This is a genomic window from Saccharopolyspora griseoalba (assembly GCF_042665275.1).
Lineage (GTDB): Bacteria > Actinomycetota > Actinomycetes > Mycobacteriales > Pseudonocardiaceae > Saccharopolyspora > Saccharopolyspora griseoalba.
The window spans coordinates 24330-39212 of sequence record NZ_JBHTCJ010000017.1; the positions used below are offsets into that span (position 1 = coordinate 24330).

General features: G+C 67.4%; 20 protein-coding genes. 12 read left to right on the forward strand and 8 right to left on the reverse strand.

The window, feature by feature from the left end; all coding sequences use genetic code 11:
* Positions 1-68: 68 nt before the first annotated feature.
* The 4 genes from ACFQRI_RS24235 to hisG all read left to right on the forward strand — a co-directional run bounded on the left by ACFQRI_RS24235 (position 69) and on the right by hisG (position 4691).
* Complete coding sequence (locus ACFQRI_RS24235) at positions 69-1406, forward strand: glycosyltransferase family 4 protein (RefSeq protein ID WP_380672396.1); 1338 nt, start codon at positions 69-71, stop codon at positions 1404-1406.
* The gene (locus ACFQRI_RS24240) at positions 1403-3013 is read left to right on the forward strand and encodes a carbamoyltransferase C-terminal domain-containing protein (protein ID WP_380672398.1); all 1611 of its coding nucleotides are present in this window, start codon (positions 1403-1405) and stop codon (positions 3011-3013) included. Before ACFQRI_RS24235 ends, ACFQRI_RS24240 begins: the two co-directional genes overlap by 4 nt.
* A gap of 11 nt (positions 3014-3024) precedes the next feature.
* Complete coding sequence (locus tag ACFQRI_RS24245) at positions 3025-3714, forward strand: hypothetical protein (RefSeq protein ID WP_380672400.1); 690 nt, start codon at positions 3025-3027, stop codon at positions 3712-3714.
* Between the two features lie 113 nt (positions 3715-3827).
* Complete coding sequence (hisG, locus tag ACFQRI_RS24250; protein ID WP_380672402.1) at positions 3828-4691, forward strand: ATP phosphoribosyltransferase; 864 nt, start codon at positions 3828-3830, stop codon at positions 4689-4691.
* A gap of 63 nt (positions 4692-4754) precedes the next feature.
* Here hisG and ACFQRI_RS24255 read toward each other — a convergent pair whose 3' ends face one another.
* From ACFQRI_RS24255 to ACFQRI_RS24270, 4 genes are read right to left on the reverse strand one after another with little or no spacing between them, the layout of a single operon-like run.
* Positions 4755-4949: a hypothetical protein gene (locus ACFQRI_RS24255; protein WP_380672404.1), complete on the reverse strand. Its 195-nt coding sequence runs from the start codon at positions 4947-4949 to the stop codon at positions 4755-4757.
* A 39-nt stretch (positions 4950-4988) separates the two neighbouring features.
* On the reverse strand, positions 4989-5252 hold the full coding sequence (locus tag ACFQRI_RS24260) for a hypothetical protein (RefSeq protein ID WP_380672406.1): 264 nt from the start codon (positions 5250-5252) through the stop codon (positions 4989-4991).
* A gap of 24 nt (positions 5253-5276) precedes the next feature.
* Positions 5277-5786 carry a hypothetical protein gene (locus tag ACFQRI_RS24265; protein WP_380672408.1) on the reverse strand — a complete coding sequence of 170 codons (510 nt, stop codon included), beginning with the start codon at positions 5784-5786 and terminating at the stop codon, positions 5277-5279.
* The gene (locus tag ACFQRI_RS24270) at positions 5783-7393 is read right to left on the reverse strand and encodes a hypothetical protein (RefSeq protein ID WP_380672410.1); all 1611 of its coding nucleotides are present in this window, start codon (positions 7391-7393) and stop codon (positions 5783-5785) included. The genes ACFQRI_RS24265 and ACFQRI_RS24270 overlap by 4 nt, the downstream gene beginning before the upstream one ends.
* Positions 7394-7561: 168 nt before the next feature.
* On the opposite strand from ACFQRI_RS24270, the gene ACFQRI_RS24275 reads away from it, so the two are divergent.
* Entirely contained in the window at positions 7562-8110 is a 549-nt protein-coding gene (locus ACFQRI_RS24275) for a hypothetical protein (protein ID WP_380672412.1), read from the forward strand.
* A gap of 32 nt (positions 8111-8142) precedes the next feature.
* On the opposite strand, the gene ACFQRI_RS24280 is transcribed toward ACFQRI_RS24275, so the two are convergent.
* From ACFQRI_RS24280 to ACFQRI_RS24290, 3 genes are all read right to left on the reverse strand, one after another.
* Positions 8143-8580: an acyl-CoA thioesterase gene (locus ACFQRI_RS24280; RefSeq protein ID WP_380672414.1), complete on the reverse strand. Its 438-nt coding sequence runs from the start codon at positions 8578-8580 to the stop codon at positions 8143-8145.
* Complete coding sequence (locus tag ACFQRI_RS24285) at positions 8577-8822, reverse strand: hypothetical protein (protein ID WP_380672416.1); 246 nt, start codon at positions 8820-8822, stop codon at positions 8577-8579. Before ACFQRI_RS24285 ends, ACFQRI_RS24280 begins: the two co-directional genes overlap by 4 nt.
* A gap of 156 nt (positions 8823-8978) precedes the next feature.
* Positions 8979-9251 (reverse strand): hypothetical protein, encoded by a 273-nt coding sequence (locus ACFQRI_RS24290; protein ID WP_380672418.1) that lies wholly within the window; start codon positions 9249-9251, stop codon positions 8979-8981.
* Between the two features lie 415 nt (positions 9252-9666).
* Here ACFQRI_RS24290 and ACFQRI_RS24295 point away from each other — a divergent pair, with 415 nt between their 5' ends.
* Positions 9667-10695 (forward strand): NYN domain-containing protein, encoded by a 1029-nt coding sequence (locus ACFQRI_RS24295; RefSeq protein ID WP_380672420.1) that lies wholly within the window; start codon positions 9667-9669, stop codon positions 10693-10695.
* A 27-nt stretch (positions 10696-10722) separates the two neighbouring features.
* On the opposite strand, the gene ACFQRI_RS24300 is transcribed toward ACFQRI_RS24295, so the two are convergent.
* A complete protein-coding gene (locus ACFQRI_RS24300) occupies positions 10723-10941 on the reverse strand; it encodes a hypothetical protein (RefSeq protein ID WP_380672422.1) in 219 nt (72 codons plus the stop codon).
* 68 nt (positions 10942-11009) lie between these two features.
* Between ACFQRI_RS24300 and ACFQRI_RS24305 the strand changes: the two genes are divergently transcribed.
* The 6 genes from ACFQRI_RS24305 to ACFQRI_RS24330 all read left to right on the forward strand — a co-directional run bounded on the left by ACFQRI_RS24305 (position 11010) and on the right by ACFQRI_RS24330 (position 14872).
* Positions 11010-11360, forward strand: coding sequence for a hypothetical protein (locus ACFQRI_RS24305; protein WP_380672424.1), 351 nt, complete (start codon positions 11010-11012; stop codon positions 11358-11360).
* A gap of 122 nt (positions 11361-11482) precedes the next feature.
* Positions 11483-12007 carry a cupin domain-containing protein gene (locus tag ACFQRI_RS24310; RefSeq protein WP_380672426.1) on the forward strand — a complete coding sequence of 175 codons (525 nt, stop codon included), beginning with the start codon at positions 11483-11485 and terminating at the stop codon, positions 12005-12007.
* 5 nt (positions 12008-12012) lie between these two features.
* Positions 12013-13050 carry a pyridoxal phosphate-dependent aminotransferase gene (locus tag ACFQRI_RS24315; protein ID WP_380672428.1) on the forward strand — a complete coding sequence of 346 codons (1038 nt, stop codon included), beginning with the start codon at positions 12013-12015 and terminating at the stop codon, positions 13048-13050.
* On the forward strand, positions 13004-14236 hold the full coding sequence (locus tag ACFQRI_RS24320) for an MFS transporter (protein ID WP_380672430.1): 1233 nt from the start codon (positions 13004-13006) through the stop codon (positions 14234-14236). Before ACFQRI_RS24315 ends, ACFQRI_RS24320 begins: the two co-directional genes overlap by 47 nt.
* 129 nt (positions 14237-14365) lie before the next feature.
* Positions 14366-14632 carry a hypothetical protein gene (locus tag ACFQRI_RS24325; protein ID WP_380672432.1) on the forward strand — a complete coding sequence of 89 codons (267 nt, stop codon included), beginning with the start codon at positions 14366-14368 and terminating at the stop codon, positions 14630-14632.
* A gap of 21 nt (positions 14633-14653) precedes the next feature.
* Positions 14654-14872: a hypothetical protein gene (locus tag ACFQRI_RS24330; protein ID WP_380672434.1), complete on the forward strand. Its 219-nt coding sequence runs from the start codon at positions 14654-14656 to the stop codon at positions 14870-14872.
* Positions 14873-14883 lie beyond the last annotated feature (11 nt).

A 14883-nucleotide genomic window follows, 5' to 3' on the forward strand; every position in this document is an offset into this window, starting at 1 on the left:
TTTGTAGCGTCTTCGTGTGCTGGGTCACTCCAGCTTCGCGAGTCTTCACGCAACCTCAGGAGTCCTGTGTGGACAGCTTGCATGTGTTGACCTACGACATCCGGGGCCACGTTCCCGAAACCGGCCAAGAGCGGCGTGCTCGCAACACCGGGATCGTTACCCATACCCATCAGATACTCGCCGGCCTCGCGCGTAACCATCCGCGGCTGCGACTGGCGGTGTGCCACACCGGTACCGAGGAACTCACGCGCTACCAGCTGCGCACTCCGGAGAGGTTCACCGCGCTCACCCATGGCATCCCGACCCGGTTTCCCGGGCTGCTCACCGGCTCCGACGGGCGCAAAGACCCCCAGGCGGTGCACCGGTATTACGAAGCCGGTATCGATGATCCGGACAACCCGGTGTGGAACGCACTGGCGCGCTCGTATGCCACCGCGCTACGGGCCGCCGGCGTCCCGATGGTGCTGGCCCAGGGCCTCAACCCTCTGGTCAGTGCCCTGAAGGCCGCTGACCAGGGGCTGTTGCGCGATCTGTGTCCGGCGATTGTTGGCGTCGTGCACGACACGGCCGGCATGCAGCAGCGTCTGCGCTGGGTCGCCGAGCGTGTTCACAGCCAGCAGGATCCGGTGCGGCTGGTCGCGGTCTCACCGGCCATCCGTGATGACCTGCTCGCCACGGGTCTACCGCGCGACATGGTGCGTCTGGTTCCCAACGGCATCGACGCGCATCAGTTCCGCCGCCGACTGCATCGCGCTGTCGACTCCGGGGCGTGGGAGCGAGTCTGTGCCCGCAACCGGCTTCCCGGACAGGGCCCGATGGTGCTGCTGTCTGCCCGCCGCACTCCGTGGAAGGGCCACGACGACCTCATCAGGGCCGCCCAGTTGCTGGATGTCGCGCGTCCGCGCGAGCGGTGGTTTGTGGCTATCAACGGCGCGGGGATGTGCGAGCGCACCGCCCCCGACTTCGAGCGCTACCTGCGCACGCGGATTGATTCCCTCGGGGTGCAGCATCGGGTGTTTCTCCTCGATGAGCTCGAGGCCGATGAGGTCGCGGCCTGCTATGCCCACGCCGGCATTGCCGCGCACCCCTCCCGGCAGGCAGAGCCGTTCGGCTACAGCAACATCGAAGCGATGCTGGCCGGCGTGCCTGTGGTCGCCAGCGCGCACGGCGGGCCGCTGGCCTACATCGAGCACAACCGCAGCGGCGTGCTCGTCCCGCCATTTGACCCGCCCACGCTGGCCGAGCAGCTCGCGAGACTGCTCGACGATGACCGGCTGCGCGCCCAGTTGGCCGCTAGCGGGCGGGCCAGCGCGCGCCGGTTCACCACCGCGGCGATGACGGCCGGGTACGAGGCCGCCCTCGCTGACGCACAAGCAGCCGCACAGCATTTGGAGGCGTTGACGTGAGCTATGTCCTCGGAGTGAACGCGGGAACCGGCACGTGGCACGACGCCAGCGCGTGCCTGATCGACGCCGATGGCACCGTGCTGGCCCTGGTCGAGGAGGAACGACTGAGCCGCGTGCGGCACGCACCGAAACAGCATGTCCCGACTCGTGCCGTGCAACGCTGCCTCGAGCTTGGCGGCGTCACTGCCGAGCAGCTGGAGGCGATCGCGGTCGGCTGGGACGAGCCACGCATGGCTCTGCGCTCCGGGCAGGGCTGGGAGTTCGACTCCCCCGAGGCGTTTCTCGCCGCGCTCGGGCTGGGCAGCAGCGGCGCGGAGGTGGTGTTCGTGCCGCATCATCGCGCGCACGCGGCCTCGGCCTTTCACGCCAGTGGGCGCGCCTCGGCCGCGGTGCTGGTGGTGGATGGCAACGGCGAGGACGAGTCCACCAGCATCTTTCATGCCCGCCGCGGGCATGGGATGCGGCGGGTGGAGCGGTGGCCGCAGGTGCACTCGCTCGGGCATGTCTATGAGGCCGCCAGTGTCTGGCTGGGCCTGGGCAAACGCGGCGAGGGCAAAACCATGGGCCTGGCCGCCCACCTCTCGGGGTCGCTCGACGATCCCGGCTGGCTGCACGTGCGCGACGGCGCGCTGGCTTCCGCGCTCGGTGCCGATCCGCGCGCGGGCTACGAGGAGACCAAGCATGCCTGGCGCGCGCTGGTCGCCCGTTATGCCGGCCAGCCCGCCCCCGACTGTTCGGCCGACCGGCTCGACACCGATCCAGTGGCCGTGCGCGTGGCCGCTGCCGCGCAGCACACCGTGGACACCGTGCTGACGTGGTGGGCTCAGCGTGCCCGCGAGCGCACCGGGGAGCACACGCTGTGCCTGGCCGGTGGGGTTGCGCTCAACTGCGCGGCCAACGGGCGCCTGCCCGGCGACATCTACGTCCCGCCGGTACCCCACGATGCCGGCGTCGCGCTCGGCGCCGCCTGGGAAGTCCGCCCGCCTGGGCAACTGGGCGTGCTCTCGCCGTATCTGGGCAGCCTGCCCGGCCCGGTCCCCGACGGTGATGACCTGGTGGTCGGTGAGGTCGATGTCGATCGGCTTGGGGAGTTGCTGGCCGAGGGCGACGTCATCGGCGTGTGCCGTGGCCGCGCGGAAGCCGGCCCGCGGGCGTTGTGCCATCGCTCGCTGCTGGCCTCACCTACCACCGCGGGGATGCGCACGGACCTCAACGCGCTCAAGGGCCGTGAGCCGTGGCGGCCGTTCGGACCGGTCGCTGCCGGTGGCGAGCATGAGTTGTGGTCGTCTGTCGGGGATCTGGAGCGCTACATGCTCGGCGCCGCCCCGTTGACCGCCTACGGTCGGCGCACCGTCCCGGCTGCGCGGCATGCCGATGGCACCACCCGGCCGCAGCGGCTGCAGCCGGGTGACGACGCCCTGATCCACGACCTACTGCGGCACCTGGCCGCGAGCGGGCATCCCCCGGCGCTGCTCAACACGAGCTTCAACGGCCCCGGCGAACCACTGGTCGACTCCGCGGCCGACGCTCTCGACTGCGCGCGCCGCCTCGGCCTGCGGCACCTGGTCCTCGAGGATCACCTGGTCACGCTGCAGGGAGGCCGATGATGCCCCCGAGCGTGGCGACACGACGCTGGAGCCTCATCGGCTCCGGCGTGCACAGCGAGGTCTGGCACCGGACAGGCAGCGCCTATTGCCTGCAGCTGTTCCGGCCGGATGCTCCCGAGCTCACCCCGACCAAAATCGACCGCGAGTACGCCTACCTGCAGCACGCCTACCGGGCGATGCCCCGCCTTCTCCCCCACCAGCGGCTCCTGCGCCTGGGCGGCACTCTCACCGAGTGTGTGCTGGTCAAGCAGTACGTGTCACACAGCGCTGTCCCCCGCCTCCACCGGGTAGATCCGGATCGGGTCCCTGCAGGTGCGCTCGCGCAGCTGCGGCAGTTTCTGGCGGTGACCCGACGGCTGCTGGCTGCCGCACCGGACGTGGGCGAGGCGGTTCTGCTGCCCGACATCATCGACGACGAGTGCGCCAACCTCGTCATCGACAACACCGGGGCCCTGCGGCTGGTCGACACCAACCGGCTCATCTCCGGACGCAAACTCGCCGAGCTGCGCGGCGCCCCGCTGCCGCTGGACACCCACGTCATCCACGCGAAGTTCCTGCGGCGCATGCTGCTGTTCGAATCCACGTTCCTCGGGCGACGCCGATCCGAGCTCGCCCGTGACCCGCTGTATACCCAGTTCCTCGACCCGCCCACCTTCGCCGCGCTCCTCGAGCACAGCGCCGCGCTCGGCGAGCCGATCTGACCCTCGCGCGACGCGCGGGCAAAAACCAGGACGCTCGGAGTCGGGGTGTGTCGATACGATACGTCGGACCCTGATTCACCAGGCATTTCATACGATCTTGAGGAGAATTATCGATGTTGCGCCTCGCGGTGCCGAACAAGGGCTCACTCAACGGGCCCGCCACCTCGTTGTTGACCGAGGCGGGCTACCGCGTGCATCGCGAGAACAAGGCCTTGTTCGCCACCGACACCGACAATGACCTGCAGTTTGTGTTCCTGCGGCCGATGGATATCGCCGCCAATGTCGGTGCCGGTGTGCTGGACATGGGCATCACCGGCCAGGACCTGTTGACCGAGGCTGGAACCTCCGGTGATGTCTCCGAGCTGCTCGAGCTCGGCTTCGGGCACTCTTCTTTCTATTTCGCCACCCCAAGCGGGAACGCCCGCGACGGGATTGCCGCGTTGGACGGCAAGCGGGTCGCGACTTCGTTTCCCCAGATCGTCGAGCACGCCGAGGCCCAGCACAACATCAAGGTCGACACTGTCTCCCTCGAGGGTGCGGTCGAGACCGCGGTGGAGCTGGGGCTTGCCGACGCGATCGCCGATGTTGTCGAAACCGGCGCGTCCCTGCGCGCTGCCGGGCTGGCCACGATCGGCGAACCGATCATGCGGTCGCAGGCCGTCCTTGTCCGCGGCCGGCGCTCCTTGTCGGATGACGCCGAGCGGGCGATTGAGGTCCTCGTCGCGCGCCTGCGCGGGGTGCTCATCGCGCGGCGCTACGTGATGATGGACTACAACTGCCCCGACCACGCGCTGGATGCCGCGCGCGCGATCACGCCAGGCATGGAATCGCCGACCGTGTCCCGACTCGACGAGCCCGGCTGGTACGCGGTGCGGGCAATGGTGCTGCGCAGCGAGTCCCAGTCAGTGATGGACCGGCTGTGGAACGCCGGTGCACGCGCCATCTTGGTCACCCCGCTGGAGGCCTGCAGGCTCTGACCCCTCGCGCATGACAGAGAGGGCCCGCCACCAGTGCTGGTGGCGGGCCCCCTTTTGGCGGGCTCAGACGATGCGGTCCCACATTTCTGACGGGATGAGCCCTTTGAGTGCTTCGGGGTCGGTGATGAGGTTCGCTGCGAGTTCGAAGGCGTGTGCCTCGGTGTGCAGGTCGTGACAGTCAGGCAGGGTAGCTGCATAGGTGAGTCGACCTTCCGCGGCGAGACGCAAACGAGCTTGGATTTGTTCCGTGCTGGTCATGCCAGGCCCTCCTGTTGGCGCTCGTGCGGTCCGAGGTGCTTAAGGTCGCAAGACGGCATTTCCCTGCTCGGTGATGCTTAGTGGTGCGGAGAAGCCGAAACCCGGGGGCGTGGGGGCGGTGACCCATCGTGCGTCGAGCAGTTCATTGATCATGCGGCGCTCGGTTTCGGTGATGCCGGTTTCGCCCCGGCGGTAGAGGTAGCCTTCGTCTGCGTCCCAGTAACGTTCGATCTTGCCGTCGGCGACTTCGCTCAGCATCCGCATACGCGCGGGGGTGCGCTGTAGCTGTGCGGCTTTGCCCATGTGCATTTCCTCCCGGTTGCGCGGTTAGGCGAGCTCGAGGTTCTCGCCGAAGTCGCCGATGTCGAAGGTGTCGGTGTCCTCGATGCCGTAGGCGTCGAGGACGGCTTGGGAGAAGAGTTCTTCGGCCTTCTCAATGTCGCCGGCCTTGAGTGCATCGAGGACGCCGTTGGACTCGAGGCCGGAGACGTTGAACCACTCCGACCCGTTCTTCGTGTTGTACGGGCATCGCTTTCCCTGGTCTTCCGTGCGCCCGTAGCGCAGCCGGATTTCGCCCACCCTGACCACGGTGCTCGCTTGCAACCGTCGCCCGAATGCCTGGACCTTGAGCTGGTCGCTCGCCAGCTTGCGCAACCTCCCGGTTCGCGAAGCCGGGGGGTTTCCTGACATCCAGCGCTGCGCCGACCGCATGGAGATCCCAGCCTCCTGGGCAACCCACCGGGTAGCTCCGCGGCCGAACTGGGCACGGATGACGTCCTGTGCCTCTTCGGTCGTGATCTTGCCCGCTGCCTTGGACAAGGCCTCGTTGAAGTTCACGCGGAGACCTCCTCACGGCTGGCTGCCTCTACCAGTGCTTTCAGCTGCGTCGTTCGGCCCTTTGTGTGTGCCTGGACGATCTCGGGGGTGGCCTGGCAGTAGTCCTCGACGGCCCACTTGCCGGGGCTGTGTTCCTCGGCGAGCACAGCGACGTCCACACCTTCCTGGCGCCATGTGTCGGGGTCAGGGGCGAAGCGCATGCCTTCGATGTTCTTGATGCGCTGCTTGGGGTCGGCGAAGATGGCCGTGTCCCGGAGCAAACACAACGGGGCGTAGCCGTGGGCAGCTGCCTTTTCCAGCGAGCGCAGTGCGTTCGCTGACGCCAGGGCTACGTATTGGTCGTGATGGTCGGGGCGTAGCAGGGCCATGTTGTGCTTCGTGCTGCGTGTCATGCCTCCCAGGTAGGAGGCGTACACGTTCTTAGCGATCGCGTAGGCCTCGGCTGCGCCGGGCTCGCCGCGCGCCACGCGGATGCGCAGTTCCTTGCGACCGGTTCGGAAGATTTCGGACCATTTGGCCAGGTGCTGTCCGTGGCGTCCCTTGATCCATACCAGCGCCCAGTCCAACTTCAAGTTCAGCTTGCGGTCTTTGGCCAGGTACCGCGCCATCGGGGTCGGCAGGTATGCGCCGGCAACAAGCTGGTCCTGCAACGCAAGACGGGTGACCTCGGGGGCTTCGGACATGTCGACTGCTTCAGCCAGGCGTACATAGCCGGGACGTTCAGCCGATCCGACCAACGCATCCCGAACCGGACGGGGCCAGTCCTGGTCGTGCGCATCGATTACGAACTCCCAGGGGCCTCCATGGTCGTTGTCAGTCGGCTCGACCTCGTGCCCGAGGTGCACTGCCGAGGCCGCCGCCAGGAACTGGGCGACGACATCAATCTTCGTGACCCAATCCCCCTGCTGCAGCGGCACTCGAGGGTTGGCGAAGTTGGCGTACCGCACGCACTTGCCGCTCGTGATTTCCCAGACACGCTGATGCCATTCAACCTCGGACCCCTGGGGTACTGGCTCGAAGACCTTGGCCGACCCATGGGCAGCCTGGTGCAGGCGCAGCGTCATCGTCCCGACGCGACCCGGATACTCGTAAAACGCCAGGTTGCGGTCGCCCACACGGTGGGCGTTGCGCCACAGCTCCAGCGCGTGGCGGCAAACCTCGTCCGAGGTATCTTCGAGCCCCTTGAGGTTCCGCAGGGAGCGCGTGAACCACTTCAGCTGCTCTTCTTCGGACGGTTCTCCGCCACTCTCGGCATCGCCCCGGTCGCGAGCATCGGACTCAGCGGACTCCTCAGCGGACGACGATTCCTGCGTGGCGCCCTGCTGGACAGTGGTGTTCCCGACGAGAGCGTCATCAAGGTGCGCGGTGACGTCGGATGCGTCGTATGCGCCGCCGTCACTGAAGTGCACGACCACGGCGTACATCTTGGTCATCGTGTCGAGCACCGCCTGCCACTCGGACTGCGACTGCGGCGAAGGCGTGGTGAACCCGCGTGCGGTTTCCTGCCGCGAGTTCTTGCCCGCCTCGACAAACTGCCTCTGAAGCTGCTGATACAGGCGCGCTGCCTCGTCCAAGGCGGGCGCCGCCGGCGACTCGGGCTTCGACACGTCCTGTCCTCTCGTTCGCGGGGCGGCACATCGCGGATCACCGCGAGGCTCAGTCTACACAGACCGTCATGTACGACACAACAGCAGGGCGTATCTATTTGTCGTATACGACGTTGTGGAATCAGTCTCCGATTTGTCGTGTACGAACATTCGGCTAGGATGTGTCCTATGCCGGAGACGCATCACCCCCATCTCCCCTACTTCGAGCGCGGCCTGCTCGACGAGCTCCACGAGCGCCACGAGGGAACGTGGTCGTGGCGCATCGACGACCTCGTAAAGCCCGGCGTCTACGGATGCGGCCACCGCGCAATCAAGCGCGGAGTAGACAACCTCGTGGACTGGGGATATCTCCAGATCTGGAAAGAAGGCCTAGGCCCCGGACGCGGCTGGCGACACCGGTGGCGCCTCCACACCGACGACAAGGCCGGCGGCAGCTACCCCAATCAACTTCCCTACTTCGAGCGCGGCCTGCTGGCCGAACTCGCCGAACGCCACGAACAAGCCTGGACGTGGCGCATCAACGACCTCGTCATGACCGGGGTCCACAAATGCAGCTACCGCGCCGTCAAACGCGGGATCGACAACCTCGTAAGCTGGGGATTCCTCCAGGTCTGGACAGAGCTCGAACCCGAGCAAGGATGGCAACACCGGTGGCAGCTCTACCCGCACGGAGACGCGCCAAAGCCGGACACAACACACTCAGGAAAGCACCAGTGATGACTGATGCTCTGGAAGCGGGCTGGTGATCATCACGCGCACGCGGTGCTGGGCACAGCGTGCTGACGGAGATGGGTTCGTTCGACGCTCGTCAGGGGGCGTGGGGCGTGTTCTCGCGGTGAGAACGCGATGTAGCTCGAGCGTCCGCGCGCGTAGATGCGGTACCCGTCGTGCAGCGTCGATTCCACGGAAACCCGGGTCCTCGCCATGTCGAGCACGGCGGTATCCACCCACAGCGGGTCCTCGCGCATGCGCAGCGGAATCTGGTAGTCGATTGCGAGCGAACCGGCCATGAACGTTGTCGGGCACGTCCAGTCAGAGCAGCTCTGCCCGGCGGATAGCAGGTGGTCGTGGGCGTGGTGCAGCCAGCGCGCGTATACAGTCGCGTCGACGCACCCTTGCCGGTCGAGGTCATCGCGTGTGACCTGCACCTGGTAGTGGTGCAGGGTCACCGCGGCTGGGCTGGTCATGCGGGCACCGCTGGGCGATTGGTCGCCAACAGAGCTGACAGGACGTCCTGCAGGACCGGGCCGTGGAGCTGCAGCGTGACCATGCCATCAGCGTCGAGCACGCCGTCGTCGCGCACGGCCTGACGCGCCAGTGCGCTCAGAGGCACGAACCCGAGAAAATGCCAGCGCTGCTGCAGCGTGATGCCGACATAGCCCCACTCATCGGAGTGCGAGTCAGCGCGCAGATCGTATGTCGTTTCCATGCGGGCACCTCCTGGCTGAGCGTGTACTCACGCCCCCAACGGTGACCGCTCCCCCGCACACGCAGCAGCGCGTGACCACCTGACTACGCAGGACTACGCAGGTCACACTCGCTTCGCTAAAGCGGTGCTGCGGACGCCCGCCCAGTGCCCGTCGGTTCAAGGCAGAACTTTGTCGTCGGTCCATACCGGCAGCGGGATCACGCGATACAGCTCTGCGGCCCGCTTGTCGGTGTCAGGGAACGCGTATGCCGGCAGGCGATCGCTCCAGCGAACGGGTCCATGTCCACCACGCTGCGCGTAGGTTTCAACATCCGCCTTTGCCCGTTCCAGGCTCAGGTAGACATGCGCCCAATACCGCAGGTTCTGTCCGGGCTCGGTGTGGTCTTCGACCAGGTAAACGGTCGCGGGAGGCTTTGACAGAAGACCCATGATCGCCAGGGTATAGAGCCGTCAACGGCGGTGCTACGTCCTCGCTGCGCCCGTTGGAGAGCACACCGGGAGGACAGGATCCTTCGCTACGAGCTACTGGCGCCGCCCCAGAGCGGCGAGGATCGCAACGAGCTATTGACGGGCACCCCAGCATCTGCTGATGCGGGTACTGCACCACGCGCCCCCGAGCATGTGCTCGGGGGCGCGTCGCTTTTCCGGGCCAGCCATCAGCACACCGAGTAGATATGCGGTGCGGGGCCGGTGGCGAGCAGGATGATCCTGACGTCCAGCCTCACCTCCGCCTCTGGGGTTTGCCCGCGCTCGGCCGCGCCAGGTCGCTGGCATTGTCGAGTAAGGAACCCCGAGCTGCGGACCAGCGTGGGATGATCATGCCGGTGAGTGAAAGGAGATCTCGTTGAGCTCGTGCGTGTATGTAGATGCGGGGTATCTGCTCAGCGCGGCTGCCGAACGCGTCACGGGCTCCCCTTCCCGCAACAGCGTTGACGTCGACTACCCGGCCCTCGTGGAGGGGCTGCGTGCGCATGCTGCCGCGTCCTCAGGGGTGCGGATGTTGCGGATGTACTGGTACGACGCAGCCCGCCATGCCAAGCCTGACCGTGCACAAAAGGCGATCTCGCTGTTGCCGCAGGTCAAGTTGCGTCTCGGGCGCGCTGGTGGCGATGGGAACCGCCAAAAAGGCGTCGACATCAAGCTGGGCCTGGACATGGTGTTGCGTGCTCCGCGTGGGATCGAAACGATCTATCTTGTCAGTGGTGATGGCGACCTTGTCGAGTTTGTTGAGGAGGCGCAGGTCCAGGGCTTGCAGGTCGTGGTCTTGGCGGCCCCGGACGCAGACGGGCAACCCATCGGGCTCAGCCACGATCTGCACGCCGCGGCCGACGACCTCGAACTGATCGACGGGAGCCTGATCGACGCCACGTGCACGCCTCGCCCGACGGAACCCGCACCCGAGCCTGGAGCTGCCGGTGAGTCCGCGACCGTTCCCGAAGCTGATGCTGCAACTGAGACCGACGGGGCTCGGTCAACACCGTCGCCTGCGGTGATTGCAGAACGCGCGCAGTTCCGGCCGGCGCTGGCCTCCTGGAGCGCCACCTTTGCCGACCCTCTGGGGCACGACGCGCCTGTGTGCACCAGCAGTTCGGATAGCGGAACAACAGTCATTCTCGCCAGCGGTGACGGGGATCCAACCAGCGAGGAACTCGACGAGGCGATGGACCGAGTCATCGACCGCGTGTTGGCGAACTATCCACACCCACTGCCCGAGCAACGCGCTGGGACGCAGCACCACCGGGTGATCCCTCCGGATGTCGACCGGCAACTGCTGATCGACCTGTCGACGGAGCTGGGAGTGCCCGATCTGACCGAGGCGATGCGGCACCGGCTTCGCGCACGCTTCTGGCTGGGCGTCGACCAAGACCGCTAGCGACTGCTGGTTCCCGGTGCCCTATGGTCAGCTCTTGACGGCCGCGTCGCTGTGGCGTGCCTGCACCTGCTCCAACTCCGCCAGCAGCTGGTCAAGCGCTTTCAGCGCTCCGTTGGCTTCGAGCTGGATCATCTGGGGCCGGACCCGCCCGTTGCCTTCGGCCTGCTTACGCGCCTGCTCGTGATGATCACGCACCACCTGCATGAGGGCCTCGAATCCTGCCTGCCACTGTGTCGAGCCGGCCATGCTGACGCACCTTCTCTCTGCGCTCGTGGGCTCTCAGCATGTCAGGCTAGCGTGACTCCGGGTGGTAAGTGGTCACGCCGCAGGCTGCCGCGATGCATCCGGCCACGATCTCGGACATGCGAAATCTATGGCTGCAGACTGCCAGGGACGGGCTGATCCGAACCACCGCGATCACCCGGGTGTTCTCCGACGGCGACAACCTGATCGTGACCACGCGGGAAACATCAGGTGGTGGCCGCGGCGACACGTGGGAGGTTGACCCGGCCAACTACATCGTGTGCCGGGTGGCCGACCTCGACCAGGAGGAAGACCGGCTGAGCCTTCCTGCCCGCCTGGTTGAGGCGCTCGGCGTATCGACCGTGCGCAGCGGCATCATCACCGTCGACGACGGCCGGCTCCGAGTCATCCCATTCGATTGACCATCGAGCCACACGTCGCAGCCGGCGCAGACGTGACCCGCGTGGTCATGCGGTCACGCACCGCAGCAGCATGCGTTCGACGTCCACGATCAGCCTCACTCGACTCGACTGAGGAGGCTGGAATGACTCTCGCCGTCCACCACAGCTGCGACACTGCTGCGTTGCGGGAGACCCCGTTTGCCACGGGCCCGCAGGGACAGCGCTTGGCGAACTTGATCCACCAGGGCGTGGCCGATGGGTGCCGGTCGGCCATGCGGGCAGTCATCATGCCGGGCGGGCACATGGCCGGAGCGCACCGTCATCCGCACCACGAGGTCCAGGTACTGGTGCTGCAGGGCTACGCGGCCAGCCTGGTGGGCGAGGACATGCGGCCGGTGCTGCACCGCGCCGGTGAGGCAATCCGCATTCCCCCGGGTGTCCCGCACGCGGCGGTTAATCTCTCGGCAAGTCGGCCGGTCACGGCCATCGAAACGATCACCGACCCGTACTCGGGTGATGTGGCCCTGATGCCCGAGCTCGACGCGGTTGCCGAGCAGGTCGCCGACCAGCTCCGCGGCGAGCGGGCTCGCGAGGTCGTGGAGTACGAGGGCGAGACCATCGAGCAGGTTTTCGCCAGTCTCATGCAGCAGTGGTCGGTTGCATCATGACGGCCATGCGACCTGCCCTCTCGGACGCCGCGGTCCGCTCGGGGCTCGGGGTGCAGCTGACCCGTCTGGATTGCAATGAACGCGCCGTGCCGCCCGGCCCCACGGTGAGCGCCGAGCTGGGTCGCTGGTGGACGGGGCTGCACCGCTACCCCTCCACCGACGATCGCCAGGCGCTGATCAGCGCCTTGTCGTTTCGACACGATCTCGACACTCAGCGATTCGTGGTCGGCGCTGGGTCGGCGTCCCTGCTGCAGCTGCTCGCGCGTGTGCTGCCCGCGGGCTCGGAGGTCGTTGCTCCGGATCCCACGTGGGAGGCGCATCCGGATCTGCTGACGACGCACGGGGCTGTGTGGCGGCCGGTGCCGATGACAGGGCCGGTGGTCGATCTCGATACGGTAGCCGCGGCCATGACCTCGCGCACGAGCGCCGTGGTGCTGACCAGCCCACACAACCCCACCGGGTTCGCCTTGGGGCAGCGTGAATGGCTGCGGTTCCTCGAGTACGTGCCCGAGGACGTGCTGGTCGTGCTGGATGAGGCCTACACCGAGTACCTGCCTGAGGGCGATTGGGCGGACGGGATCCGCACGCTGCGTGAGCTCAACCCGTCGAACTTGGTGGTCACCCGCACGTTTTCCAAGGCCTACGGGCTTGCTGGGCTGCGGGTCGGGTGGGCAGCCACCTCGCGGGTGCGTGCCCGCGAGCTCAACGAGCACCAGATCCCGTTCGGCGTGGGCACGCTGGGGTTGCGGGCGGCTGTGGCGGCGTTGGCTGACGAGTCGGTTCATCAGGCCCAGGTCAGCGCGATGCGGCGGGAGCGCGAGTGGCTGCACGAGCAGTTCCTCGCGCTCGGGTTGCCTAGCGTGTGCGGTCACGGCAACTTCCTGTGGCTGCCGCTGGGTGACGACAGTGCACACCTTGTCGGTGCGCTGAAGCGTCGGGGCATCGCGGTCAAACTCGTTCCTGGCGCGGGTATCCGCGTCACGATTGGAGCTCGGGATGAGCACGACGCTCTCCTGCGCGCGCTCGGCGACGCGCTCCGCTGAGCCTGCCGGCCCCGGAATTGGGGTGGGACTGGTGGCCGGGGTGCTGTTGCTGGCACTGCTGCAGCGTGCCCCGGTCGCTGGTCTCGGCGCGGTGTTGCCGGATCTCGGTGTGGCTCCGGCGTTGGCTGCGGTACTGACCGCGGCGCCTGCAGGGTGCATTGCGGTGGCTGCGCTGGCCGCCCCGGTGCTCGAGCGGAGGTGGGGCTCGGGTCGGGTGCTGGCTGGGTGCGCGGGGCTGCTGGTTGCCGCACTGGGCATGCGGGTGGTGGGCGGACAGGTGGGGCTGCTGGTGGGGTCGTTGGGGGCGTACTCGGCGATCGCGGTCGCCGGGGTGGTGATCCCGGCCCATGTGCGTGCCCTGCTGGCCCCGCGGCGGGCGGCGGCGTTGATTGCCGGGTGGGCCGCGGCGATCAGTGCCGGCGTGGGGATGGCTGGAGCGGCCACTCCCCTGCTGGCCGCGCGGTGGGGGTGGCAGGAAGCGCTGGTCATCCAGGCGGTGCCCGCGCTGCTGGCGCTGCCGCTGTGGCTGCGGCGACAGCCCCACGCGCCGCACACCGAGGGTGCTGCCGGCGCGGTGCCGGTGATTCCGGCTCAGCGGAGCAGGGGCCGAGGGCGGTGGCATCTGCGGCTGCGCTACAACCCTCATAGTTGGCTGTTGGCCGGGTTTTTCGGCTTGCAGAGTTTGCTGGCCGTGGCGTTGTTGAGCTACGAGCCGGTGCTGCTGCGGGCTGCCGGTGTCGAGGCCACGGTGGCGGGCTGGATGGTGGCGGTGACCATGGCTACCGCGATCGTCACGACCATGACGCTCGGGGCGGCCACCACCCGGGCTCGGCATCAGACCGCGGGACTGGTGGCGATGACCAGCAGCGCCGGGCTCGGTCTCGCTGGTGTGTGGCTGGCGCCCACGGTCGTGTTGTGCTGGGTGTGGGCTGTGTTGCTCGGGGTGGGGATCAGTGTGTTGGGCACCGCCCTGGCCCTGCCCGGCCTTCGCGCATCGGACCATGTGGGGGCGGTGCGGCTTGGGGCGATGGTGCAGTCGGTTGGCTACGGTCTTGCTGCCGCGGGTCCTGCCACGTTGGCTTTCGTGTCGACCGAGGTCGGCGTTGTGTTCTTGCTGGGGTGCACCGTCGTGCAGCTGGCGTTGGCGCCCGTGGTGGGGAACGCGGAAACGATTCGGCCACGCTAGCGTCGTTATCGACGCTGCTTCTGCGATGTGCCGAGCGTGAGCTAGTACCCCTCGGTGTTCACCTGTTGCCTGAGCGCATCCGTCGTCTACCCCCTCGCGCGGTCGGTGGAGACCGCTAGCGTCGCGATCATGACGAACACCCTGTGGCTTGCCGTGGATGACGGTTTCGTTCCCGCGAGCGGGATCGTGCGCATTCGAGCGATCGACGAGACCGGCGACGTAGCCGTGCACCTCATCGACGGCCAGACGGCCAGCATCCAGGCCAAGCCCGACGACGAAGCGTTCACGGTGGCGACCCAGCTCACGCGCGCTCTCGCCGAGCACGCGGAATCCGGTGGCGCCGCGGTAGTGGAGTACGACCCGCAGGCAACGAGCAAGGTCGGGCTCCTGAAGTAGCCCACCGCCTAGGAGGCACGGATGGACACAGCATTGCTCGAAGGGCTCGGAGAGGGCCGCTGGTACTGGCACGAACGCAGCGAGTTCGGCCGTCGACGGGTGCAGATCGCGGCGAAATACGTCACCGATACCGGGGTCACGATCATCGCCACCGACGACATCGTGGAACGTGCCTCGTATCCGCGCGGTTGGGTCGTCGAGCTCGCACCTGATCCACTCGGGCCAGACGGCCAAGCGTGACGAGAAGCCGC